We start from the raw sequence: 20,168 nt of genomic DNA, 5'->3' as shown, positions 1-20,168 counted from the left end.
TCATCCCGGCTTAAATATCGGTATGGAAACCATAGCTCAACGCGCGAAGGCGGCGCGCCTCTACGCCAACCTGACCCAGAAACAAGCCGAGGCCGCATCCGGCGTGAAACAAGGGAGCATTTCGAAGATCGAGCGCGGGGACACCACCCGCACGATGAGCCTGCTGGCGCTGGCGCGCATCTACCGCGCCGACCCGAATTGGCTCGACACCGGCGACGGCCCGGCGCCCTGGGACCCGATCCAGATCCGCAAGGCCCAGCACTATGCCAACGAGCCGGCGGCCATCTACCGGGTCGTGCGCGTGCCGCCGGAGCTGCCCTGCTTCGCGCCCGGCACGCCCGACACCGTGCCGCTCATTTCCTGGTCGCAGGCCGCCAGCTGGGAAAGCGCGGGCAAGCAAAGCGCCGATCGCTGGATTCCCTGCATCGCCCACCACGCCCCTGAAAAAACCTATGCGCTGCGGGTGGAGGGCGACAGCATGGCCGCGGCGAGCGGCGAGTTGAAGAGCTATCCCGAAGGCTCGATCATCTTCGTCGACACCAACCTCAAGACCCCCGACGAAGGCGAGCGCGTCATCGCCCTGCTCACCGAGAGCAACAAGCTCACGTTCAAGGAATTCAAGGAGCAGGACGGCCCCCGCTGGCTGCTGCCGCTGAACCCGAAGCACGAGCCGATCCGCACCGCCTTCGTGGTGCTCGGCACCGTCATCGGCAAGTGGGAAGACGAGGACTGATCAGGGCAGCCGCAGGGGCGGCACGTGGGGCCTGGCCCACTCTATTTCCGTGACACACGAAGGTGCAGGAAGCGAGGCAAGGTCAGGTTGTGTACAGCTTGGCCGCGCATAGTCAGGTCTCTCCCGTGGCCTGCATCCTCTCTGATCCTCCCTCCTCCAGCAGGTCACCTTCCAGCCCGCCTCGTGCGGGCTGTTTTTTTAGGGCTGTTGCTCGCCCCCAGGCTGCGCGCACTTCGTGTCGCTTCGCCTTCCCCCTACCGGGGGCAACACCTGCGGCCTGGCAAAGCCAGTTCCGCGGTGTTCGCTGGAAGAAGACAGGGGGCCTGGTGAGACTGGGGAGTTACTTGGGCAGCAGCACCTTGTCCACCACGTGGATCACGCCGTTCGACTGGTAGACATTCGGGATCGTGACGGTGGCGGTGCCGCCCTTCTCGTCGGTGAGCGTGATCTTGCCGCCCTTGCTCTTGGCAATCAGCGTGCCGCCGGCCACGGTCTTCAGTTCGGCGGAGCCCTTGCCGGCCTTGATCTCCTTCTTCAGCTCGGCCGCATCGAGCTTGCCCGACACCACGTGGTAGGTCAGCACGCCGGTCAGCGCATCCTTGCTCTCGGGCTTGAGCAGCGTATCGACCGTGCCGGCCGGCAGCTTCGCGAAGGCCGCGTTGGTTGGTGCGAACACGGTGAACGGACCCGGGCCCTTGAGCGTGTCGACGAGGCCCGCTGCTTTCACGGCTGCCACCAGCGTGGTGTGGTCCTTGGAGTTGACCGCGTTGTCGATGATGTCCTTGGTGGGTAGCATCGGCGCGCCGCCGACCATGACGCTGGCCGCCATGGCCGAATAGGCACCGGCTGAAAGCGCGACGGCGAGCGTGACGGCCGCGAGGCGATGAAATTTCTTGCTGTGCATGAAGGTGCTCCTGTTGTGTGACGGGGCACGCCGCGAAATGCGCGACGGCTGCCTTCAATACGGCGCACTGCGCACAGCAGATTCGTTCATCGACGAAAAAAGAAAACGGCGCCCGATCGCGCCGAAGCAAAGGTCAGAACCGGAACGAGCCCAACGTCCGCCAGTGCGCACGCAGTTCGGAACGCGGCGTCTTCTTCGCATACGCCAGCGCCAGGATCAGCCCGACGCCCGTCGCGGCCGCGCCGCCCAGCACCACGGGGTTCAAGAGGAAACGCCCGATGCGCGAGCGCGGCCGTTCATTGCCCTGCCCCTCACCGGACGCCGCGCGCTCCAGCGGCGTGACCGCACGCAGGGCGCTCGGGTTTTCTTCTCCTTCGAGAATGCCCTGGGAAATTTCCAGCGGCGTCAGTTCTTCTGCAATCGGGCCCGAAAGCCGGGTGTCGTTGGCGCGCATGGGAAAGCCTTTCCTCGTCGGTTGATCTTGCGACCAAGCCTCGCCCGCGAACCCCTCGGCCCCGCTCAGCGAGCGGCGGACATTCGCGTAGGCCGAAGGCGCACGCGCTGCGGCATCAGAAGGCCGGGATCACCGCGCCCTTGTACTTGTCCTGGATGAACCTACGCACCTGCGCCGTGTGCAGCGCCGCCACCAGCTTGGCGACGGCCGGCGATGCCGCGTTGTCCTTGCGCGAGGCGATGAAGTTGGCGTAGGGGGACTTGCGGCCGTCCTCGATGAAGAGCGCATCCTTGCTCGGGTCCAGCTTGGCTTCGAGCGCATAGTTGGTGTTGATGAGCGCCAGGTCCACATCGGGCAGCGCGCGCGGCAGCTGTGCCGATTCGAGCTCGCGGATCACCAGCTTCTTCGGGTTGGCGACGATGTCGCGCGCGGTCGACTTGATGTTGCTCGGGTCCTTGAGCGTGATGAGCCCTTCGCGCGCCAGCAGCGCCAGTGCGCGGCCCGAGTTCGACGGATCGCTCGGGATCGCGACGACCGCACCCTCGCGCAGCTCGGAAGCCTTCCTGATCTTCTGCGAGTACGCGCCGAAGGGCTCGATGTGCACGTCGCTGCCCGGCACTTCCACGATGTCGGTCTTGCGGTCCTTGTTGAAGGACTCCAGGTACGGGCGGTTCTGGAAGAAGTTCGCGTCCAGCTGCTTGTCGCTCACGGCCAGGTTCGGCTGCACGTAGTCGTTGAACACCTTGACCTGCAGGTCCACGCCCTGCGCCTTCAACTGCGGCCGGATGAATTCGAGGATCTCGGCGTGCGGCACCGGCGAGGCGGCCACGCGCAGCACTTCTTGCGCGTGCGCGGTGGCGGCGAGGCCGGCAGCGGCAAGCGCCACCACGGAAAGTGCGCGTCGGATTGAAAGCGACATGGTTCTGGGTTCCCTCAAGAGATCGATTGAAAAGTTCTGTTCACCCGCCCGCTCCGCAGCGAAGAAGGCATGGGCGTCGCAGGTTAGTCGCGCGCCCCGCGGACCCAAACAACGGATGGGCGCTTCGATATCTGTTTTTTGCATGGGGCGTTCTTCGGATCGCCTATATGCATGCAGCGGCTAAGCAATCCCGAAAGCCTTCTTTGGCGAGCGCACAGGCCGCGCGTAGCCTGCGCCGTTCCTTTTCCGCTCCTTTCCCCACCGAGGAATTCGCAGATGAACGATCGTTTGAACCGCGTGCACGCATCGCGCTCCGCCGCCGTGAAGGCCGGCCTCGACCATCCCGTGATCGACACGGATGTCCACGTCAACGACTACGCGCCCGTGCTCGAGGACTACGTGGCGCAATACGGCGGCAACAAGCTCGTCGATGCGCTGCGCAAGGCGCTGGGCGGGCGCTTCGTCACGCGCAGCAATGCCGGCAAGGACTGGTACCAGCAGACCCCCGAGGAGCGCCAGTTCCATCGCACGCTGCGCGCGCCCTGGTGGGCCCGCGTGACGCGCAACACCTACGACCTGGCCACCTACACGCTGCCCGCGCTGCTGCACGAACGCCTGGGCGAGCAAGGCTCGGACTACTCGATCCTGTTCCCCAACGACGTGCTCTCGCCCGCCGCGGCCGGCAGCGAATACCGCCAGCCGCTGCACCGCGCCATCAACCACTTCCACGCCGACCAGTACCGCCCCTATGCCGACCGCCTGACGCCGGTGGCAGGCATCCCGCTGCACACGCCCAAGGAAGGCATCGAGGAGCTGGAGTTCGCGGTCAAGACGCTGGGGCTGAAGGTCATCAACATCGCCGGCGGTGTGCGCCGTCCGATCCGCGCCATCGCCGAGAAGTACCCGGCCGCCGAGCACCCCGAGATCGCCAAGCAGGCGGGCTACATCGACTTCTACGGCATCGACAGCGAGCACGACTACGACCCGTTCTGGGCCAAGGTGGTCGAGCTGGGTGTGCCGGTTACCACGCACTACGGCAGCCAGGGCTGGACCGGCCGGCAGTCGATCAGCAACTACATGAACAACCACGTGGGCCACTTCGCCGACGGTTCGCAGGCCTTTGCCAAGGCGCTGTTCTTCGGCGGCGTGACGCGGCGCTTTCCCGGCCTGCGCGTGGGCCTGCTCGAAGGCGGCGCGGACTGGGGTTCGCACGTCTACACGCACCTGGTGGACCGCTGGGAAAAGCGCAACAAGAACGCGGTGCGCAACTACGACCCGGCCGAGGCCGACATCGAACTGCTCGCCTCGCTGTTCGAGCGCTACGGCGGCGACCTGCTGAAGGGCTGCACCATCGACAAGTCGAAGCTGCTGCGCGACAGCCTGGGCATCTCGGCGCTCCCGCACAGCCGCGAGCCCAACGACTCGGAGATCGACGACTTCGCGCTCGCCGGCATCGAGAAGGTCGAGGACATCCGCGACCGCTGGGTCGACAACTTCTACTTCGGCTCCGAGGCCGACGACCGCACCGTGGCGGCCGCCTTCAACACCAAGGTGAACCCGCTGGGCACGAAGATCAATGCGATCTGGTCGTCCGACGTGGGCCATTGGGACGTGCCCGAATTCACCGAGCCGCTGGCCGAAACCTGGGACCTCGTGGAACAGGGCGTGATCTCCGCCGCGGACTTCAAGGCCTTCGTCTTCGAGAACCCGCATCGCTTCTACACCGAGGCCAATCCGCGCTTCTTCGAAGGCACCGAAGTCGGCCGCAAGCTGGGCCTGAAAGGCGCGAAGTGAAAGGGGCTGTCTTCACGCTCCTGCGCCGTTGGACCGCGCCGCTCGGCGCTCTTGCGCTGATGGCCGCTGCCACGCTGCCCGCGCACGCAGCGCCCGACACCATCCGCATCGGCGTCGCCACCGCGGGCGGCGGCGATCCCGTCACCTGGGGCGGCTCGCCCGGCGGCGTGGCGCGCGCCAACCACTGGCTGGAGGACGAGTTCAAGGCTTCGGGCGTCAAGGTCGAGTGGCTCTTCTTCAAGGGCGCGGGCCCGGCGGTGAACGAGGCGCTCTCGAACAAGCAGATCGACTTCGCCTACCAGGGCGACCTGCCCGCGATCGTCGGGCGCTCCAACGGTCTGAAGACCAAGCTCCTGGTGGTGAGCGGGGCGCGCAACAACCTCTACCTGGTGACGCCGCCCAAGTCGGACATCCGTTCGATCAAGGACCTGAAGGACCGCAACGTCTCGATCTTCCGCGGCACCAACGGCCACATCGTCGCCATCAACCTGCTGGCCGCCAACGGTCTCGCCGAGCGCGACGTCAAGGGCGTGAACCTGGACACCGGCAGCGCGCAGGCGGCGCTGGTGTCCAACGGCGTGGACGCGGCCTTCGGCGGCTACGAGTGGTTCAAGGTGCGCGACCAGGGGCTGGCCAAGGTGGTGTATTCCACCCGGGGGCAAGACCCGTCGTACACGCGGCAGGCGGCGCTCCTGGTGCGCAGCGACTTCGAGCAGGCCAACCCGGCCGAAGTGCAGCGCGTGGTCGACGTGTTCGTGCGCGCGGCGCACTGGTCGTCGGACGAGAAGAACCGCGAGGAGCTCTTCCGCATCTGGGCGCGCAGCGGCACGCCGGTCGCGTCCTGGGTGTCGGAGTTCGACCAGCAGCAGCTCGCGCTGCGCAACTCGCCGCTGGCGGACGACTTCATCGTCGGGCGCTACAAGGCCGTGGTGGCCGATGCGCTCAAGCTCAAGCTGATCCGCCGCGAGGTGACGGTCGATGACTGGTTCGACACGCGCTACCTGAAGAACGCGCTGAAGAAGCAAGGGCTGGAGAACTACTGGACGGCCTACGACGCGAAGGGCAATCCCAAGGGCGGCCCGGCCGCATCGGTCGCGGCCCGATGAGTGCCGAAGCGGAGTTGACGGCCGTCCTGCGGCCCCGCGACGACGCGCCTGCGTCCGCTGAAGCGCGCACGTTCGCATCGTCTCTGGCGCAGTTGCCTTGGCGCCGCATCGGCGACGCGGCCCTCCCCTGGCTCCTGCCCGTCGCGCTCCTGGCGCTCTGGTTCACCGGCGCCGAGCAGGGCTGGATCTCGCCGCAGGTGCTGCCGCCGCCGCAGTTCGTGTGGGAAACCCTGCGCGACCTCGCCACCAGCGGCGATCTCTGGCTGCACGTGAGCACCAGTTTCACGCGCGTGGGCGTGGGCTTCGCGGCGGGCACGCTGCTCGGCCTGGTGCTCGGCTCGGCCATGGGCCTGTCGCGCAGCGTCGAGGCCTACCTGCTGCCCACCTTCAATGCGCTGGTGCAGATCCCGGTGCTGGCCTGGCTGCCCTTCGTGCTCTTGATCGTGGGCATCGGCGAGCCGCTGAAGTACATCCTCATCGCCAAGGCGGCGCTGGTGCCCGTGGCGCTGAACACGCTGCAGGGCTTTCGCCAGACCCCCGCCGCGCTGCGCGAGGTGGGCGACGTGTACGGCTACAGCCGGCGCCAGCAGGTGCTGGAGATCGTGCTGCCGCACGCCGTGCCGACGCTCTTCACCGGCGTGCGGCTGGGCTTCACCAAGGCCTGGCTCTCGCTGGTGGTGGTGGAGCTCGTGGCGTCGAGCGAGGGGCTGGGCTACCTCATCGTCTACGGCCGCCAGCTGTTCCAGCTCGACCTGGTGATGGCCGCCGTGATCGTGGTGGGCGCCATCGGCTACGCCATCGACCGGCTGCTCGACCGGCTCGAAGGCGCGGTGCACCGTCGCCGCCCCGGTGGAGCCGCGCCGTGACCGCAACACGTACCGCGACATGTACCGCGACACGCACCGCCCCGCGCGACGCGGCCGAGCTGGCCGCCGTGCAGCCGCTGCGGCCCGAGCAGCGCAGCCGCTGGCGCGGCTTCGTGCTGCCGGTGGCGGCCGTCGCGTTGTGGTGGCTGCTGTCGTCGCTCGATGTCGTCAACTCGGCGCTGCTGGTTTCTCCGGCCAAGGTGTTCGACACCGCGGTCGAGCAGGTCGCGAGCGGCCGCCTCTGGCGCGCGCTGAGCGCGAGCCTTGCGCGCGAGGCCACGGGCTTCTTGATCGGCACGGCATCGGGCCTCGTGCTCGGCGCGCTGCTGGGCCTGTCGCCCCTCTTCAACCGCGTGGTCGGCCCGAGCTTCAACACCTTCAAGCAGATCTCGCTGTTCGCGTGGATTCCGCTGATCTCGGTGTGGTTCGGCCTCGGCGACCTGGCCAAGGTGGTGTTCCTGTCGCTGGCCGCGCTGGTGCCGGTGGTGGTCAACACCTGCGACGGCATCCGCACCGCGCCGGCGGGCCTGCTGGAGGTGGCGCGCGTCTACGGCTACACGCGCTGGCAGACCGCGACGCAGGTGGTGCTGCCGTCCGCGCTGCCCTCGATCTTCACGGGCGTGTATCTCGCGCTCATCTATTCCTGGCTCGCGACCATCGGCGCCGAATACCTCCTGGTGGCTGGCCGGGGCATCGGCAACACGCTGATCGAGGGCAGCGAGCATTTCCAGATGGACCTGGTGATCTTCGGCATGTTCGTGATCGGCCTGGTCGGCTGGCTCATGAACGCGTCGGCCCGCGCACTGGAGCGCCGCTTGTCGCGCTGGACCGGGCGCAATTGAAACCGCACAAACGCATCGAACCCGTCGAACCCATCGAACCAATGAGCAACGCAACCCTCGCCGCCTCGAACGAGCTCGACATCCGCGCCCTCGGCAAGCGCTACGCCAACACGCAGTCCGACGGCGGCGAGCTGCAGGTGCTGGACCACATCGACCTGCATGTGCCCGCCGGCAGCTTCGTGAGCATCGTGGGCGCGAGCGGCTGCGGCAAGTCGACGCTGCTGCGCCTGGTCCTCGGCCTGGACGACCAGTACGAAGGGCAGATCCTGCTGGGCGGCCAACCCGTCTCGGGCACGGGGCGCGAACGCGGCATCGTGTTCCAGGACCACCGGCTCTTTCCGTGGCTCACGGTCGCGCAGAACATCGCCGTGGGCCTGCGCAACGCACCCCATACCGCGAAGGAAAAGGCCGAACTGGTGGCCGAGCACGTGGCGCTGGTGGGCCTGGGTGGCTTCGAGCGCTCGTGGCCGCACGAGATTTCCGGCGGCATGGCCCAGCGCGTGGCCATCGCGCGCGGGCTGGTCAACCGCCCGCGCGTGCTGCTGCTGGACGAGCCCTTCGGCGCGCTCGACGCGCTCACGCGTTCGCGGCTGCAGAACGAGCTGCAGCGCATCTGGCAGAAGGAGCAGATCACGATGCTGCTGGTGACCCACGACGTGGAAGAAGCCGTGTTCCTCGGCGACCGCGTGGTGGTGATGCAGCCGTCGCCGGGGCGCATCCGGCGCATCGTCGATGTCGACCTGCCGCATCCGCGCAACCGGAGCGACCCGGCGTTCATCCGGTTGCGGGACGATGTGCTGAGCGATTTCCTGGACACCGAAACGCAGCCGCGGGTGCCACCGCCACCGCGCGGAGGGCTTCCCGTCGGCGGTGTGCCGCAGCGGCTGCAGCTGGCCTGGTAGAGCGTCCTCGCTCAGGCGGCCGCGTTCTCCTGCGGCTCGCCCAGCGACAGCATCAACCGGTTGGCCCAGTTGAAAAAGGCCGCGCCGTGGATCACATCGGCAATCGCCAGGTCGTCCAGCCCCTGCGCGCGCAGGAGCTCGATGTGTTCCGGCCCGAACGCCGACGGCGTGGCCGACAGCGCGACCGAGGCCGCGACGATCGCACTCCATCGCTCGCCCAGGTCGGCCTTCACGCCCTCGTCGAGCAGGCGCTGCACGTCTTCCGTGCGCTGCGAGAAATGCGAGGCGAAGCGCGCATGCACCGAGGCGCAGTAGATGCACCCGTTGTAGCGCGATGCCGCAGCGGCCGAGAGCTCGCGCTCGGCGCGCGGCAGGCCGGCTTCGGGGTTGTAGAAGATGTCCTTGTCGGTGCGGGTGCGCGCGCCCAGGATGTCGGGATCGCGCGCCAGCAATCGGAAGTACGGCGACTTGGCGCGCGATGCGTCCACCAGCCCGGCGAAGTGCCGCTCGGTCAGCTCGGCCTCGGGCAATGGTTCCAGCCAGGGCAGCCATTCGAGCTGCGCCTGCGTGAAGACGGTCGGATGCGTGTCGTGGGAATGAGTCAGCGTGGATTCGGTGGTCATGGTGTGCCTCGCATCGGTCAATCGACAAGGGTGACGGGACGTTGCGCCAGCGCCTTCAGGCCGATGACCACGCGGATCTGGAAGGCGAGGAACGCCACGAGCTGCGACAGGGTCACGACCTCGGTGCTCGTCCATCCGGCATCGAGCAGCGCCTGCAGCGCGCCCGGGCTCGCGTCGCGCGGATGAAAGACCAGGAGGTGCGCATGCGCGAGGCCGGCCGACAGCCGCTCGCCGAGCACCGGCCGTTGCGCGGCGCCCACCGCATACGAAGGGCCGGGCGCATCCTCGGTGCTGAGCGGGCCGGCGGGATAGCGGCCGTAGGGCCCTTGCGCGGCGCCTCGCTGCGTTTCGATGGCGATGGCCTCGGCCACCCCGGTGCGCGCGCCCTGCCCGCCCAGCGCATCGGCATAGAAGCGCGCCACCTCGGGCTGGCCGTGCAGGGCAGCGACGAAGGCCGCGACGGCGAACCGGTCGGCGACTTCGAAGTTGCCGAACACGGGCGGGGCCGGCGCGAACAGCGAGAGATAGCTCTGCTGCGCGTTCGTGCGCGCCGCTTCGCGCTGCGCGCGGATCTGGTCGAGATGGCTGCCTGGCGCGATGCCGGCGAGCCGGTCGATGACGTCGGGCACGGAGGAAGAAGAAGCCGTGGCGTTCATGGATGAAGTCCAGCCTACAGAAGTGCAAGCGATTGAAGGTCCGACACGCCTTCGCCGCGCGCCCAGCCCAGGGCCGGCGCGACCACGGTGGCGGTCAGTTCGATGGAGCGCAGGATCGCCTCGTGCGGCGGATCGACCGAATGCACCTGGCACACCAGGTCGGTCACCCGCGCGAGCGTGCGGTCCGCGCGCAGCGAGGCGATCACGTCGTCGGGCGAACCGACGTGCACGTCGTACGCGGCGATCAGCTGTTCGAGCGAGGCATCCGGGCCGGCGCGGTCCGCGAGGCCGGCCTGTCCCGATGCGGCGAAACGGGCGGCCGAGCGGCGCAGCCCGATGTCCGCCAGGCGCAGTGCCTCCTTGCGCGTGTCCGCCACGAACACGCTGCGCGAGCCCACGATGCGCGGTGCGCGGCCGGGCGGCAGCGCGGCCAGGTAGGCATCGACGATCGGGTTCTGGATGTCGGCGAGCGACGCATCGGGCGCATGTTCGGGACGCGGCTGCGTGCGCGAGAGCATCAGCCCGTCGCCGGCCTCCCCCGCGCGCGTGCCGCCGCTCACCGAGAACGTGGCCTGCCAGATGCGGTCGAGCAGTTGGGAACCCGCGGGGTACAGCGTGTCGCCGCCGGCCAATGGTTTGCCGGCCCACGCCGCGCGCACCGCGGCGAGTTGGCGCGCGAAGAGGGCCGAGCGGTCGTTGCCGTCCAGCCCGAAGGCCGCGAACGATTCGGGCGTGCCGCCCGTGCCCACGCCCACTTCGAGCCGGCCGTTGGAAAGCAGGTCGAGCACGACCGCATCCTCGGCCACGCGCACCGCGTTTTCCAGCGGCAGCGTGACGATGCCCGTGCCCAGCCGAATGCGTTTCGTGCGCGAGGCCACGTAGGCGAGGAACACGAACGGCGACGGCAGCCCGCCCTCGTGTTCGTGAAAGTGATGCTGCGCCACCCAGGCCGAGTCGAAGCCGAAGGCCTCGGCATGGGCGATCTGCGCGGCGACGAGACGGTACCGCTCGGCGGCCATGGTGTCGTCGAGCAGGCGGCTGAAGAAGCCGAGGCGAAGGGGGCGCGAAGCGTTGTTGGAAATGCCGGGCATCCGGAAAAGACGAAGGTGGTCGCAGAGCCTTCGAGTCTTGCCTGCGGCTGGGCAGGAGGGAAATCCGGTTTTCGCGCTTGGTTATGCGAATTGCGCGCATACCGGCACGCAGTGCCTGTTCGTTCGATGGGCCATGCGATGCGGCGGGTTCAGCGGCAAGTCGCGCAGGCGGAACGAAAAAAAGCCCGCTGTCTGTTCGACAGCGGGCTTTTCGTATTCGGCGAGGTTCGGTGGTAGGACGTACTGGATTCGAACCAGTGACCAACGGATTAAAAGTCCGCTGCTCTACCAACTGAGCTAACGTCCCGGAACCATTTTTTGCTTCTTGCCGACGTTGAATCCGGCAAAGCCAAAGATTATAGCGTGGCGTTGCTCGCGATCTTGTCGAGAACCCAGCCTGCCGCACATTGTCCGAAGGTGGCCGTGACGCTCACCACCGATCCGTAGCCGTGGCAGTTGAGCGAACCGTCGCCTTCGATCGCGCAGGACGCATCGGGCGGCGCAACGCTTTCGCGGCTGAAGACGCAGGCGACGCCGATCTTGCGGCCCTCGCGCGGCGCACCGTGGTCCTTGCGCAGGCGCTGGCGAAGCTGGGCGAGCAGCGGGTCGTGCGTGACGAGCGAGAGATCGTCGATGTCGACCTTGTGCGCCTGCCGCTTGCCGCCTGCCGCACCCACCGTGATGAACGCCGCGCGCGATGCGCGGGCCCACGCGGCCATGGTCAGCTTGGCCTTTACCTGGTCGCAGGCGTCGATGACGGCGGTGGCCGGGCCGTTCGCGGCCTCAGCCGCATCGAGCAATGCGGTCCAGTTGCCGGGCTCCACGAACTCGTCGAGCGCGAGCACCTTGCAATCGGGGTTGATCTGCGCGATGCGATCGCGCATGGCCTCGACCTTGGCCTGCCCCACGGTCGCCTCGAGTGCGTGGATCTGCCGGTTGATGTTCGATTCGGACACGTGGTCCAGGTCGACCAGCGTCAGTCGCCCCACCCCACTGCGCGCCAGGGCCTCGACCGCCCAGGAGCCCACGCCGCCGATGCCGGCGACCAGCACATGCGCATTGCGGATGCGCGCAGCGCCGGCCACGCCATACAGACGCTCCAGGCCGCCGAAGCGGCGCGCAAAGTCGGGCGCCGCGGTGTCGGTGACGACATCCGCGGCAACCGGCGTGAACGCTGCTGGCGTGAGGGTGCTCAAGCGGAGGGCTCCGCTCGCATTAGCGCAGGCGCGAGAGACGCTCGCGACCCGCCTGCGCAGCCTCGGACTGCGGATAGGCCTTGGCGAGGTCTTCCAGCGTGCGGCGCGCCGAGCGCGTGTCCTTCAGTTCGATCTGGCAGTTCGCGATCGACAGCACGGCCTCGGGGGCCTTGGCGTGATCGGGCGCGAGGGAGAGCATCGAGCGGAAGTTCGCGATGGCCTCGTTGTAGTTGCGCGTGGCGTACTGCGCATTGCCAAGCCAGAACAGCGCCGAGGCGTTGTAGCCGCTCTGCGGGTAGCGCTTGACGAATTCGGCGAACGCCGTTTGCGACTGCGCGAACTGGCCGGCGCGGAAGATGCCGAGTGCAGCCTCGAAGTCGGCCTTTTCCTTGGGATCGGCATTGAACTCGCGGCCGTCGACCGTCACCTTGGACGGCTCGCTCTGCTTGAGCTTGTCGTCGATGGTGGACTGGCGCGACTGCATTTCGCTCAGCGTGCGCGTGAGCTGCTCGTTCTGGCCGGTCATGCGCGCCAGGTCGCCCCGCATCTGCTCGATCTGGTTCTGCAGATCGAGCAGGCTGCGGCGCAGCTGGCCGTTTTCGTCGGTCAGCCGCTGGTCGGTTTGCTGGCGCATGGCCTCGACACGCTGGCGCAGGTCGAGAATGGCCTTGCGGGCCTCGTCATCCTCGAACAGTGCGGCCTGCGATCCCATCGAGACGCAAAGCAGGGCGGCAGCCAGCGCCGCGCCCCGCAACAGGACGCGTGGCATCACCGGGAGTAGCGGATTTCAGCGCGGCGGTTCTGTGCCCACGCCTCTTCGCCCGAGCCCTGGACGGCCGGCTTTTCCTTGCCGAAGCTCACGGCTTCGATCTGGCTGTCGCTCACGCCCAGGAGGGTCAGCGCGCGACGCACGGCTTCGGAGCGCTTCTGGCCGAGGGCCAGGTTGTACTCACGGCCACCGCGTTCATCGGTATGACCTTCGATCGAGATGCGGCGCTGCGGAGCGCTCTTCAGGAAGCGCGCGTGGCCGTCGATGATCGACTGGAACTCGGGCTTGACCGTGTAGCTGTCGTAATCGAAGTACACGATGCGCGCCACGCCCACCGGGCCTTGTGCCGTGCCCGCGTTCGGGTCGGCATTGACCGGGGTCACGGCGCTGGCGCTGCCGCCTTGCTGGCCCGCAGTGCCACGGCCGTCGGTCACGGGCGTGTCGGTGAGCTTCGTGCCCGACGAGCAACCGGCGATGAGAGCCACGATGGCCAGCGAATAAATTGTGCGTTTCAACATTTCGAACTCCTCAAATAAACCTAATCATTGCTTTTGAAACGGACCCCAGTCCGGTTCCCTGATGTCTCCCGCCTGTCCCGCCAGTCGTGCCTTTATTTTTCCGTCGAGCGTGGTCGTCATGAGCGCTTCGCGGTCCTGCAGGCGCGTTGCGTAGACGATCAACTTGCTATTGGGGGCAAAACTCGGGCTCTCGTCGGCAGCGGTGTCGGTGATGGACGCAACTTTGCCGGTCGCCAACTCCATCACCTGGAGTTTGAAGGCACTGTCCACGCGCGCGATGTAGGCCAACCACCGGCCATCGCCGCTGACGGACGGAGAAATGTTGTAGGTGCCATTGACGGTGACCCGTGTCGGGTTGCCGCCGCTGACATTCATCTTGTAGATCTGGGGCGAGCCGTCACGGTCGCTCACGAAATAGAGGGTGCGGCCGTCGGCCGAGTACGCGGGCTCGGTGTCGATGCTCGCGCTCTGGGTCAGCCGGCGCGGTTCGCCGCCGCTGGCCGGCACCGTGTACAGCTGCGAGCCGCCGTCGCGGGTGAGCGTGACGGCCAGCGTGTTGCCGTCCGGCGCCCAGGCGGGTGCGCTGTTGGAACCCCTGAAGTTCGCCAGCAGGCGGCGCTGTCCGCTGCTCACGTTGTGCACGTAGACGACGGGCTTGCGCGACTCGAAGGACACGTAGGCCAGTTGCTGGCCGCTGGACGACCAGGTGGGCGAGATGATCGGCTCCGGGCTCGCGAGCGCAGCCTGCGCGTTCTCGCCGTCGGCATCGGCCACCCACAGCGTGTTGCGCTTGCTGCCCTTGGTGACGTAGGCGATGCGGGTCGAGAAGATGCCCTTGTCGCCGGTCAGCTTTTCGTAGACGAAGTCGGCGATGCGGTGCGAGGCGAGACGCAGGTCGCCCTGCGGCACGGTGTAGCGCTGGCCGCCCAGGTCCTGGCCCTTCACCACGTCCCAGAGGCGGAACCTCACATCGAAGCGGCCGTCGGCCAGCCGGGTGACGCTGCCCACGACCAGCGAACCGGCGGTGCGCTGGCGCCACAGCGAGAGGTCGGGACGCGAGGCCTCGTCCAGCGCCGGGCCCGAGGCATCGACGCCGCGGAACTGGCCGCTGCGTTCCAGGTCGGCCTGGACGATGTCGGAGATCTTCTGGGAGGAGCCGTCCTGGCCCTTGAAGGGAACGAGCGCAACCAGCAAGCCCGCGTCCACGGCGGCAGGCTTCGCCGCACTGGCGCTGTCTTGCGGGCGTGTGCTGCTGCTGCGATCGGGCACCGCCGTTTCATCGGGCTTGGTGTTCGACGCGCAACCGGCGATCAGGGCCACGACGACCAGCGAATAAATCGTGCGTTTCAACGTGTCGAACCTCTGGGGATGCATCTGGTTCTGGTCATTGCTTGCGGAACGGTCCCCAGTCGGGCTCTCTGATGTCGCCGGCCTGTCCCGCCAGGCGCGCCTTGATCTTTCCGTCGAGCGTGGTCGTCATGAGCGCTTCGCGGCCCTGCAGGTGCGTTGCGTAGACGATCAGCTTGCTGTTCGGGGCAAAGCTCGGGCTCTCGTCGGCGCTGGTGTCGGTGATCGACGCCACATTGCCGGTCGCCAGTTCCATCACCTGGAGCTTGAAGGCGCCACCCACGCGGGAGATATACGCCAGCCACCGGCCATCGCCGCTGATGGACGGGGAGATGTTGTAGGTGCCGCTGAAAGTCACCCGTGCCGGGTTGCCGCCGCCCGCGCCCATCTTGTAAATCTGGGGGGCGCCGCCGCGGTCGCTCACGAAGTAGATGGTGCCGCCGTCGGCCGAATACACCGGCTCGGTGTCGATGCTCGCGCTCTGCGTCAGCCGGCGCGGTTCGCCCCCGCCCGCCGGGATCGTGAACAGTTGCGAGCCGCCATCGCGGCTGAGCGTGACGGCCAGCGAACCGCCATCGGGCGACCAGGCCGGCGCACTGTTGGAGCCCTTGAAGTCGGCCACCTTGCGGCGCTGTCCGCTGGACACGTTGTGCACGTACACCACGGGCTTGCGCGATTCGAAGGACACATAGGCCAGTTGCTGCCCGTCGGCCGACCAGCGAGGCGAGATGATCGGCTCGGAACTGGCGAGCGCGGCCTGCGCGTTCTCGCCGTCGGCATCGGCCACCCACAGCGCATAGCGGCTGCCGCCCTTGGTGACGTAGGCGATGCGGGTCGAGAAGATGCCTTTTTCGCCGGTCAGCTTTTCATAGACGAAGTCGGCGATGCGGTGCGCCACCAGGCGAAGGTCGCCCTGGGGCACGGTGTAATTCTGGAAGCCCAGCTCCTGCCCCTTCACCACGTCCCACAGGCGGAACTTCACATCGAAGCGGCCGTCGGCCATCCGGGTGATGCTGCCGCCGACCAGCGAATCGGCGGTGCGCTGGCGCCAGAGCGACCAGTCGGGGCGGGAGGCGTCGTCCAGCGCCTGGCCTGAGGCATCGACGCCGCGGAACTGGCCGCTTCGCTCGAGGTCGGCCTGGACGATGTCGGAGATTTTCTGGGGCGAGGCGTCCTGGCCCCTGAAGGGAACGAGCGCGATCGGCAATTGCGTGAGGCCGACACCCGACACTTCGACCCGGAACTGCGCCAGCGCAGGAAGCATGGGGGTGGCAGCAAGGGCCGCAATGAGCGTGCGGCGTGCAATTAGCGATGAAGAAGGAGTTGGGATAGGAGCTGGCAACGGCTTGTTCATGCGGTTCGGAGAGGTTTTCGGACGAAAAGTTTCGGTCCGACACAACGGGCCACATGTTACACACTGGCCCGGCGCCCCCGTCACAAAACGTTTATCCATCGGTGCGGTCCTACACGACGCCTGCGAAAAGCCGTCCCCGGGGCGACCCGTAGAATCCGCCGCCATGCAAGCACCCCCTGGCAGCGAGAACGCGCGCCCTCCCCTGATGCGCCGCCTGGCGCGCCTGATGACCTGGTTCGGCAGTTCGCGCAAATGGTGGGCCGTGGGCCTGTCCGGGGCCATGCTGGCGGCGATCACCGAGCCGCTGATGGCTGCCCTTCTGAAGCCTTTGCTCGACCGCGGCTTCACCCGCGGCGAGATGCCGCTGTGGTTCGTGCCCGCCGCCGTGTTGATGCTGTTCGCCGTGCGCGGCATCGCGCAATTCATCTCCCAATATGCCCTCTCGCGCATCGCCAACGAAGGCATGCAGAAGCTGCGCCGGGTGCTGTTCGAGCGCCTGCTCGGTGCCGAACTCGCCCTCTTCACGCGCCAGTCGGCCAGCGCCCTGTCGAACACGGTGGTGTACGAAGTGCAGACCGGCGCGATGCTGCTGGTGCAGGCCCTGCTCGGGCTTTCGCGCGACGGCTTCACGCTGATCGCGCTGCTGGGCTACCTGGTCTACCTGAACTGGAAGCTGACACTGATCGTCGCCTTCCTGGTGCCCAGCATCTCCTGGATCATGAAGGTGTTCTCCAAGCGCCTCTACAAGCTCACCCAGCAGGGCCAGCAGGCGACCGACGAGCTGGCCTACGTGGTCGAGGAAAACGTGCTCGCCCACCGCGTCGTGCGGCTGCATGGCGCCGAGCAGGCCCAGGAGCGCCGCTTCGAGCAACTGAGCCAGAAACTCAACCGCCTGGCCTTGAAGTCCACCATCGCCCAGGCCGCCACCACGCCGCTCACGCAGATGATGGCTTCGCTCGCGCTGTCGATCGTGGTGATGATCGCCCTCTGGCAAAGCGGCAAGCAGGGCTTCACCGTGGGCGGATTCGTCGCCTACATCACGGCCATGCTGATGCTGATCGCGCCGATCCGGCGCCTGGCGGAAGTGGCCGGGCCCATCACGCGCGGCCTCGCCGCGCTCGAACGCGGCCTGATCCTGGTCGACGAAGTCGCGCCCGAGTCGCAGGGCAGTTTCGAACTGGCGCACGCCGCGGGCCGCATCGAGCTGCGCAACGTGCAGGTCAGCTACCGCGGCGACGACGAACAGCGCGCACTCGACGGCGTGAGCCTGACCATCGAGCCCGGCCAGGTGGTCGCCTTCGTCGGGCCCTCGGGATCGGGCAAGACCACGCTGGTCAACCTGCTGCCGCGCTTCGTGCAACCCAGCGGCGGGCAGGTGCTGCTCGACGGGCACGACACCAGCGAGTGGCAATTGAAGAGCCTGCGTGCCCAGTTCGCGATGGTGAGCCAGGACGTGGTCATGCTCAACGAGACGCTGGCCGCCAACGTGGCGCTGGGCTCGGAGATCGACCGCGAGCGCGTCAACGAATGCCTGGTCGCCGCCAACCTGAGCGCGCACGTCGAGAACCTGCCGCAGGGCATGGACACGGTGCTGGGCCACAACGCCACGCAGCTCTCGGGCGGCCAGCGCCAGCGGCTCGCGATTGCGCGCGCGCTCTACAAGAACGCGCCCGTGCTGCTGCTCGACGAAGCCACCTCGGCGCTCGACACCGAATCGGAACGGCTGGTGCAGGACGCGTTGCAGCGCCTGATGCAGAACCGCACCACGCTGATCGTGGCCCACCGCCTCTCGACCATCCAGCACGCCGACCGCATCATCGTGATGGAGCAAGGCCGCATTGCCGAGCAAGGCAGCCACGAACAGTTGATGGCGCTGGACGGGCTCTATGCCCGCCTGCAGACGCTGGCGGTGCGCAGCGCCACGCCGGGGCAGGACCCGACGCTCTGAGCCGCTCGCTCAGAGCAGCACGATGTCGTACTGCCCCTGCCCGATGGCAGGCTCGGACTGCAGCGAGATCGGCTTGCCGATGAAATCGCTCAGCCCCGCCAGGTGCTGGCTTTCCTCGTCGAGGAAGAGTTCGATGACCTGCGGCGACGACACGATGCGGAACTCGCGCGGCGTGAACTGCCGGGCTTCCCGCAGGATCTCGCGCATCACGTCGTAGGCCACGCTGCGCGCGGTCTTCACGATGCCCTGCCCGCCACAGGCCGCGCACGGCTCGCACAGCATGTGGGCCAGCGATTCGCGCGTGCGCTTGCGCGTCATCTCCACCAGCCCGAGCTGCGAGAAGCCGCCCGCCGTCGTCTTGACCCGGTCCCGCGCCAGTTGCTTCCTGAACTCCGCCAGCACCTGCTCGCGGTGGTCATCGCGGGCCATGTCGATGAAGTCGACGATGACGATTCCGCCCAGGTTGCGCAGCCGCAACTGCCTTGCGATGGCCTGCGCCGCCTCGAGGTTGGTCTTGAAGATCGTGTCGTCGAAATTGCGCGCCCCGACGAAGCCGCCGGTATTCACATCCACCGTGGTCAGCGCCTCGGTCTGGTCGACCACGAGGTAGCCGCCCGACTTGAGCTCGACGCGCCGGCCCAGCGCCTTGGCGATTTCCTCGTCCACCGAATACAGGTCGAAGATCGGCCGCTCGCCCTTGTAGTGCTGCAGCTTGCCCGCCGCCTGCGGCATGAATTCGAGGCCGAACTTGAGCAGCACCTCGAACTGCTCGCGCGAGTCGATGCGGATGGTCTGCGTCTCCTCGATGGTCATGTCGCGCAGCACGCGCTGCAGCAGGCTCAGGTCCTGGTGCAGCAGCGACATCGCGGGCAACTTGCTCGATGCGTCGCGGATGCGCGACCAGGTCTTGCGCAGGTAGGCGATGTCCTCGGCCAGCTCGGCGTCGGACGAATCTTCGCCGTTGGTGCGCAGGATGAAGCCGCCGGTATTGACCGGCACCACACCGCCGCTGTCGGCAGCCGCGGCCGCCTCGATCAGCGTCAGCATGCGCGTGCGCAGCGACTCGCGCTGCTCCGAAGGAATCTTCTGCGAGACGCCGATGTGGTTGTCCTGCGGCAGGAACACCAGCAGCCGGCCTGCAATGCTGATCTGCGTGGACAGCCGCGCGCCCTTGGTGCCGATCGGGTCCTTGATCACCTGCACCAGCAGCGACTGCCCTTCGAACACCTGCTTCTCGATCGGCACCATCGGGCCGCCATTGCGGTGGTCGCGCTCCGGTGCCGGCGCGCTCGGCCGCGAGCCCGGGGTGAACGGCGCGACGATGTCGGCCACGTGCAGGAAGGCCGTGCGCTCCAGGCCGATGTCGATGAAGGCCGACTGCATGCCCGGCAGCACGCGCGAGACCTTGCCCAGGTAGATGTTGCCGACCAGCCCGCGCTCCAGCGTGCGTTCGACGTGCAGTTCCTGCACCGCGCCGTGCTCGACCAGCGCCACACGGGTCTCTTGAGGGGACCAGTTGATCAGGATGTCTTGCATGGAATTCTTAAGTATTGAAACCGGCGCTGCGAAGCAGCTGCGCGGTCTCGAACATCGGGAGTCCCATGATGCCCGAATAGGACCCGCTGATGTGCTCGATGAAGGCGGCCGCGGCACCCTGGATCGCATAGGCGCCGGCCTTGCCGAGCGGCTCGCCGCTGGCGGCATAGCCGGCGAGCTGCTTCTTCGTGATCGTGGCAAAGCGCACGCGCGACACGCTGAGCGCCGCATGGCGGCGGCGGCCGTGCTGCAGCGCCACGGCAGTCAGCACGCGGTGGGTGCTGCCGGACAGGAGCGCGAGCATGCGCTCGGCATCGCGCGCGTCCTCGGGCTTGCCGAGGATGGTGCGGCCGAGCGCGACCGTGGTGTCGGCGCAGAGCACGGGCGCGTCGGCCAGGCCCAGGCGCTTGCGTCGCGCGACGGCGGCATCCAGCTTGAGGGCGGTCACGCGCTGCACATAGGCCGTCGGCGACTCGTTGGGCAGCACAACTTCGAGCGACTCTGCGTCTTCTTCGGGCGTGGCCAGCAGCAGTTCATGGCGAACGCCGAGTTGGCCCAGCAGTTGGGCGCGGCGCGGGCTTTGCGACGCGAGGTAGATGAAGTCGGGCAA

At 67.6% G+C, this 20,168-nt stretch carries 20 protein-coding genes and 1 tRNA gene; 7 read left to right on the top strand and 14 right to left on the bottom strand.

All coding sequences use genetic code 11. The features are described from left to right. Positions 1-22: 22 nt before the first annotated feature. On the top strand, positions 23-733 hold the full coding sequence (locus BM133_RS06125; protein ID WP_093432342.1) for a helix-turn-helix domain-containing protein: 711 nt from the start codon (positions 23-25) through the stop codon (positions 731-733). 340 nt (positions 734-1,073) lie between these two features. Here BM133_RS06125 and BM133_RS06120 read toward each other — a convergent pair whose 3' ends face one another. From BM133_RS06120 to BM133_RS06110, 3 genes are all read right to left on the bottom strand, one after another. Then, on the bottom strand, positions 1,074-1,637 hold the full coding sequence (locus tag BM133_RS06120; RefSeq protein ID WP_093432340.1) for a fasciclin domain-containing protein: 564 nt from the start codon (positions 1,635-1,637) through the stop codon (positions 1,074-1,076). Positions 1,638-1,770: 133 nt separating this feature from the next. Beyond that, complete coding sequence (locus BM133_RS06115) at positions 1,771-2,091, bottom strand: hypothetical protein (protein WP_093432339.1); 321 nt, start codon at positions 2,089-2,091, stop codon at positions 1,771-1,773. Positions 2,092-2,206: 115 nt separating this feature from the next. Continuing rightward, a complete protein-coding gene (locus tag BM133_RS06110; RefSeq protein WP_093432337.1) occupies positions 2,207-3,010 on the bottom strand; it encodes a MetQ/NlpA family ABC transporter substrate-binding protein in 804 nt (267 codons plus the stop codon). 276 nt (positions 3,011-3,286) lie between these two features. Here BM133_RS06110 and BM133_RS06105 point away from each other — a divergent pair, with 276 nt between their 5' ends. The 5 genes from BM133_RS06105 to BM133_RS06085 are packed head-to-tail and all read left to right on the top strand — an operon-like array spanning position 3,287 to position 8,520. After that, a complete protein-coding gene (locus tag BM133_RS06105) occupies positions 3,287-4,804 on the top strand; it encodes an amidohydrolase family protein (RefSeq protein WP_093432335.1) in 1,518 nt (505 codons plus the stop codon). Between the two features lie 59 nt (positions 4,805-4,863). Then, entirely contained in the window at positions 4,864-5,910 is a 1,047-nt protein-coding gene (locus BM133_RS06100) for an ABC transporter substrate-binding protein (RefSeq protein WP_093432334.1), read from the top strand. Then, entirely contained in the window at positions 5,907-6,776 is an 870-nt protein-coding gene (locus tag BM133_RS06095) for an ABC transporter permease (protein WP_093432332.1), read from the top strand. Before BM133_RS06100 ends, BM133_RS06095 begins: the two co-directional genes overlap by 4 nt. 59 nt (positions 6,777-6,835) lie before the next feature. Continuing rightward, positions 6,836-7,618 (top strand): ABC transporter permease, encoded by a 783-nt coding sequence (locus tag BM133_RS06090; protein ID WP_093435087.1) that lies wholly within the window; start codon positions 6,836-6,838, stop codon positions 7,616-7,618. Positions 7,619-7,659: 41 nt separating this feature from the next. After that, the gene (locus tag BM133_RS06085) at positions 7,660-8,520 is read left to right on the top strand and encodes an ABC transporter ATP-binding protein (RefSeq protein ID WP_093435086.1); all 861 of its coding nucleotides are present in this window, start codon (positions 7,660-7,662) and stop codon (positions 8,518-8,520) included. A gap of 11 nt (positions 8,521-8,531) precedes the next feature. Here the strand turns inward: BM133_RS06085 and BM133_RS06080 are convergent, their stop codons facing one another. The 9 genes from BM133_RS06080 to tolB (BM133_RS06040) form a co-directional block, all read right to left on the bottom strand. Then, the gene (locus BM133_RS06080) at positions 8,532-9,143 is read right to left on the bottom strand and encodes an alkylhydroperoxidase domain protein (RefSeq protein ID WP_093435084.1); all 612 of its coding nucleotides are present in this window, start codon (positions 9,141-9,143) and stop codon (positions 8,532-8,534) included. Positions 9,144-9,160: 17 nt separating this feature from the next. Beyond that, complete coding sequence (locus BM133_RS06075; RefSeq protein WP_093432331.1) at positions 9,161-9,799, bottom strand: CMD domain protein; 639 nt, start codon at positions 9,797-9,799, stop codon at positions 9,161-9,163. Between the two features lie 14 nt (positions 9,800-9,813). Then, positions 9,814-10,890 carry a putative FMN-dependent luciferase-like monooxygenase gene (locus tag BM133_RS06070; protein ID WP_093432329.1) on the bottom strand — a complete coding sequence of 359 codons (1,077 nt, stop codon included), beginning with the start codon at positions 10,888-10,890 and terminating at the stop codon, positions 9,814-9,816. A 231-nt stretch (positions 10,891-11,121) separates the two neighbouring features. Further along, positions 11,122-11,197, bottom strand: a tRNA-Lys gene (locus BM133_RS06065). A 49-nt stretch (positions 11,198-11,246) separates the two neighbouring features. After that, positions 11,247-11,993, bottom strand: a complete 747-nt coding sequence (locus tag BM133_RS06060; RefSeq protein ID WP_256219193.1) for a tRNA threonylcarbamoyladenosine dehydratase — start codon at positions 11,991-11,993, stop codon at positions 11,247-11,249. A 112-nt stretch (positions 11,994-12,105) separates the two neighbouring features. After that, the gene (ybgF, locus tag BM133_RS06055) at positions 12,106-12,855 is read right to left on the bottom strand and encodes a tol-pal system protein YbgF (RefSeq protein WP_093432326.1); all 750 of its coding nucleotides are present in this window, start codon (positions 12,853-12,855) and stop codon (positions 12,106-12,108) included. Next, positions 12,855-13,373 carry a peptidoglycan-associated lipoprotein Pal gene (gene pal, locus BM133_RS06050; RefSeq protein WP_093432325.1) on the bottom strand — a complete coding sequence of 173 codons (519 nt, stop codon included), beginning with the start codon at positions 13,371-13,373 and terminating at the stop codon, positions 12,855-12,857. The genes ybgF and pal overlap by 1 nt, the downstream gene beginning before the upstream one ends. Positions 13,374-13,397: 24 nt before the next feature. Further along, positions 13,398-14,579, bottom strand: coding sequence for a Tol-Pal system beta propeller repeat protein TolB (gene tolB, locus BM133_RS06045; protein WP_177224823.1), 1,182 nt, complete (start codon positions 14,577-14,579; stop codon positions 13,398-13,400). A 178-nt stretch (positions 14,580-14,757) separates the two neighbouring features. Then, positions 14,758-15,984: a Tol-Pal system beta propeller repeat protein TolB gene (tolB, locus tag BM133_RS06040; protein ID WP_218158345.1), complete on the bottom strand. Its 1,227-nt coding sequence runs from the start codon at positions 15,982-15,984 to the stop codon at positions 14,758-14,760. A 253-nt stretch (positions 15,985-16,237) separates the two neighbouring features. Between tolB (BM133_RS06040) and msbA the strand changes: the two genes are divergently transcribed. Further along, complete coding sequence (msbA, locus tag BM133_RS06035; RefSeq protein WP_093432322.1) at positions 16,238-18,022, top strand: lipid A export permease/ATP-binding protein MsbA; 1,785 nt, start codon at positions 16,238-16,240, stop codon at positions 18,020-18,022. 9 nt (positions 18,023-18,031) lie between these two features. Here the strand turns inward: msbA and rng are convergent, their stop codons facing one another. Together rng and BM133_RS06025 are read right to left on the bottom strand one after the other, a co-directional pair. Next, positions 18,032-19,558 carry a ribonuclease G gene (gene rng, locus BM133_RS06030; protein WP_093432320.1) on the bottom strand — a complete coding sequence of 509 codons (1,527 nt, stop codon included), beginning with the start codon at positions 19,556-19,558 and terminating at the stop codon, positions 18,032-18,034. 7 nt (positions 19,559-19,565) lie between these two features. Then, positions 19,566-20,168 (bottom strand): Maf family protein, encoded by a 603-nt coding sequence (locus tag BM133_RS06025; RefSeq protein WP_093432319.1) that lies wholly within the window; start codon positions 20,166-20,168, stop codon positions 19,566-19,568.

Source organism: Variovorax sp. 770b2 (assembly GCF_900115685.1).
In the GTDB taxonomy this organism is placed as follows: domain Bacteria; phylum Pseudomonadota; class Gammaproteobacteria; order Burkholderiales; family Burkholderiaceae_C; genus Variovorax.
Note: the sequence above shows the minus strand (reverse complement) of the source record. Positions and strands in the feature narration are given on the sequence as shown.

Bases quoted from the DNA above. Each gene is read 5' to 3' on its own strand.
- BM133_RS06105 (WP_093432335.1), top strand. From the start codon at position 3,287: ATGAACGATCGTTTGAACCGCGTGCACGCATCGCGCTCCGCCGCCGTG.
- ybgF (WP_093432326.1), bottom strand. From the start codon at position 12,855: ATGCCACGCGTCCTGTTGCGGGGCGCGGCGCTGGCTGCCGCCCTGCTT.
- pal (WP_093432325.1), bottom strand. From the start codon at position 13,373: ATGTTGAAACGCACAATTTATTCGCTGGCCATCGTGGCTCTCATCGCC.
- BM133_RS06110 (WP_093432337.1), bottom strand. From the start codon at position 3,010: ATGTCGCTTTCAATCCGACGCGCACTTTCCGTGGTGGCGCTTGCCGCT.
- BM133_RS06100 (WP_093432334.1), top strand. From the start codon at position 4,864: ATGGCCGCTGCCACGCTGCCCGCGCACGCAGCGCCCGACACCATCCGC.
- BM133_RS06080 (WP_093435084.1), bottom strand. From the start codon at position 9,143: ATGACCACCGAATCCACGCTGACTCATTCCCACGACACGCATCCGACC.
- BM133_RS06070 (WP_093432329.1), bottom strand. From the start codon at position 10,890: ATGCCCGGCATTTCCAACAACGCTTCGCGCCCCCTTCGCCTCGGCTTC.
- BM133_RS06075 (WP_093432331.1), bottom strand. From the start codon at position 9,799: ATGAACGCCACGGCTTCTTCTTCCTCCGTGCCCGACGTCATCGACCGG.
- BM133_RS06120 (WP_093432340.1), bottom strand. From the start codon at position 1,637: ATGCACAGCAAGAAATTTCATCGCCTCGCGGCCGTCACGCTCGCCGTC.
- BM133_RS06115 (WP_093432339.1), bottom strand. From the start codon at position 2,091: ATGCGCGCCAACGACACCCGGCTTTCGGGCCCGATTGCAGAAGAACTG.
- rng (WP_093432320.1), bottom strand. From the start codon at position 19,558: ATGCAAGACATCCTGATCAACTGGTCCCCTCAAGAGACCCGTGTGGCG.
- msbA (WP_093432322.1), top strand. From the start codon at position 16,238: ATGCAAGCACCCCCTGGCAGCGAGAACGCGCGCCCTCCCCTGATGCGC.
- BM133_RS06125 (WP_093432342.1), top strand. From the start codon at position 23: ATGGAAACCATAGCTCAACGCGCGAAGGCGGCGCGCCTCTACGCCAAC.
- tolB (WP_218158345.1), bottom strand. From the start codon at position 15,984: ATGCTTCCTGCGCTGGCGCAGTTCCGGGTCGAAGTGTCGGGTGTCGGC.
- BM133_RS06085 (WP_093435086.1), top strand. From the start codon at position 7,660: ATGAGCAACGCAACCCTCGCCGCCTCGAACGAGCTCGACATCCGCGCC.
- BM133_RS06095 (WP_093432332.1), top strand. From the start codon at position 5,907: ATGAGTGCCGAAGCGGAGTTGACGGCCGTCCTGCGGCCCCGCGACGAC.